The 2,843-nt window shown below is 76.0% G+C and carries 1 protein-coding gene; it reads right to left on the reverse strand.

Features of this window, described 5'->3' with window-relative positions; genetic code table 11:
- Window positions 1-2,054, reverse strand: a 2,054-nt coding sequence (locus tag AAHZ94_RS32080; RefSeq protein ID WP_349997227.1) for a glycoside hydrolase family 2 TIM barrel-domain containing protein, incomplete at its 3' end; no start/stop codon positions are given.
- Between the last annotated feature and the right edge of the window lie 789 nt (window positions 2,055-2,843).

Here is a 2,843-nt window from a genome sequence, read left to right on the forward strand (position 1 = left end):
GGGGGGGGGGGGGGGCGCGCGGCCTGCGGCTGGTTGTGGGCGGCCGCGGCGCCGGGGGCGAGCGGCGGCACCGCCAGTTCGCCCTGTGCCACCGCCTCCCCGGCCACCTCGTAGGACCAGCGGAACCGCAGGTGCGCGAGGTCCACGACGTCGTACAGGTTGGTGATCCGCAGCCCGGAGACGGGGGCGGCGGGCCCACTGCCCGCGGGGTCGGTGCCGGGGCCGCCGATGGGCTCGATGCGGACCGGCTCGACCACCTTCTTGAACTCGACCAGCCCGGGCGACGGCGTGCGGTCGGGGAAGAGCAGGCCGTCGCAGACGAAGTTCCCGTCGTGCAGCTCCTCGCCGAAGTCCCCGCCGTACGCGAAGTACCGGGAGCCGTCGGCGGCCCGGCGTGCGATCCCGTGGTCGATCCACTCCCAGACGAAGCCGCCCTGGCAGCGCTCGTACCGCTCGAAGAGGCGCTGGTACTCGCTGAGCCCGCCCGGGCCGTTGCCCATCGCGTGCGCGTACTCGCACAGGATGAACGGCATCGCCCGGCGGCGCGCGTCCAGCGCGGGGTCATCGAGCGGCGGCTCGGCGCGCCGGCCGATCTCCTCGACCTCCGCGTGCGGGGCGTACATCCGGGAGTAGACGTCCACGTCCGCGCAGCTCCGGTCGCCCTCGTAGTGCAGCGGGCGGTCCGGGTCGCGGTCGCGGATCGCGGCGGCCATCGCGGTCAGGCCGGCCCCGGTGCCGCACTCGTTGCCCAGCGACCACATGATGACCGCCGGGTGGTTCTTGTCCCGCTCGACCATGCGCGCCGCCCGGTCGAGCAGGGCCGGCGTCCAGCGCTCGTCAGCGACCGGGTTGCGCCGCCAGGCCACGGCGTGGAAGCCGTGCGTCTCCAGGTCGCACTCGTCGATGACCCACAGGCCGTACTCGTCGCACAGATCGAGGAAGGCGGGGTGCGGCGGGTAGTGGCTGGTGCGGACGGCGTTGACGTTGTGCTGCTTCATCAGCAGCACGTCGCGCAGCATCGTCGCCCGGTCCAGGGTGCGGCCCGTCTCCGGGTGGAACTCGTGCCGGTTGACGCCGCGGAACAGCACTCGCTGGCCGTTGACCTTGAGCAACCCGTCATCGACGGCCACGGTGCGGAACCCGATGCGCAGCGGCACCCGCTCGCCCGCGGTGACCAACTCGCCCGCGTACAGCCGCGGGGCCTCCGCCGACCACGGCTCCACGGGCACCGTCGCGCTCTGACCGCTGGCCAGGTCGAGACCGAGTTCGGGCACGGTCACCCGGCCGCCGGGCGTGCTGTCCACGCGCAGCGTGCCCCGGCCGTCCCGGTGGTCGTACGAGGCGTGCACGAAGTGGTCGAGCACGCTGCCTGCCGGTCGGTGCACGAGCGTCACCTCGCGGAAGATGCCGGGCAGCCACCACTGGTCCTGGTCCTCCAGGTAGCTGCCGGCCGACCACTGGTGGACCCGGACCGCGAGCACGTTGCCCCGGCGGCGCAGACCGGCGGCGGCCAGCTCGCCCGGCACCAGGTCCGTGGGCGCGCCGACGGCGAACTCGTGCGGCAGCCGGCTGCCCTGGAAGCCGCCGAGTTCGCGGCCGTTGAGCCAGACGCGGGCGTAGGACTCCACGCCATCGAAGCGCAGGACCGCCTCGCCGGCCGCCGGCCAGTCGGCGGGCAGGTCGAAGACCAGCCGGTGGTCACCGGTGGGGTTGTGCTCGGCCGGCACCCGGGGCGGGTCCACCGGGAAGGGGTAGCCGGTGTTGGTGTAGATCGGCGGCGGGTAGGGCCCGCTGCCCGCGCCCCGGTGCAGTCCGTGCAGCCCCCAGTGGCCGGGGACCGGCAGGGTGTCCCAGCCGCTGGCGTCGAAGTCGGGGTCGACGAAGTCCGGGCGCGCATCGGTCAGGGCCCCGGGTGACAGGCGAAAGTGCCAGGTCCCGCTGAGATCGAGCCGGCTGGCGTCGGACGCCGCCGGGTGCGCACGGGGCGGCAGGGCGCCGCTGCCGGGCGAGACGTCCTCGTAGTAGGGGTGCGGAGTCGCTTCGGAGTGACTCATCCTTCTCCTCACTCAACTGCCGGGCTCAATCATGGCTCCCTACCGCCCTGGCGGGGCGACAAGGTGACGTGTTGGTAGACGTGTCGCTAAGGAGGGACGGCGTTTGGGGGTGTGCGGGTGAGTCGCACGGTGCGGCCAGGGGCGCGGGGGTGACCGGGGGCGCGGGGGCGGCTGAGGTGGGTCGCGGGGGTGGTCGGCGCGGGCACGCGCGCGAGCGTGCAGGGCGGCACGGGGGTGACGTGGCTAGCGCGGTGGTGGGGGCGTCGGCTGGCACGTCGGCCCCGGAGCCTGAGGGGAGTGCGGCCGTACGGGCGATGCCGCGAGGTGTGGGGGAGGGGCTGGGACCGGGTGGGCCGGGTGGCGCGGGCACGCGCGCGTGGAGCGTGCGGGCAGGCCCGGCGCGCGGGACGTCCCGATGCGCCGCGGGACGGCGGCGGGGCGGACGGGCGCGGACAGGTGCCGACGGGCTCGGATCGGCCGGACGGCCCAGTTGTACGGGCCGCCGGCGCCGGCAAGGGCGGGCGCGGGTGCAGCGAACACGGGCGCGTACGGGGGCGAGGGTGTGTGGGGTGCGGGCTTGGATGCCGACCGGGCCGCGAGCCGGTCCGGCGGTGTCGTGCGGGGGCGCGCGCGGTGGCGCAGCGGCGGATGGCGGACGCCCGACCAGGCTGAGTGGCCGGGGCCGGTGTGCGCAAGGGCGCCGAGGCGCGCAGGCGCGGGGGGGGGGGGGGGGGGGGGGGGGGGGGGGGGGGGGGGGGGGGGGGGGGGGGGGGGGGGGGGGGGGGGGGG

Origin of the sequence: Streptomyces sp. HSW2009, from assembly GCF_040240285.1 — a bacterium.
Lineage (GTDB): Bacteria > Actinomycetota > Actinomycetes > Streptomycetales > Streptomycetaceae > Streptomyces.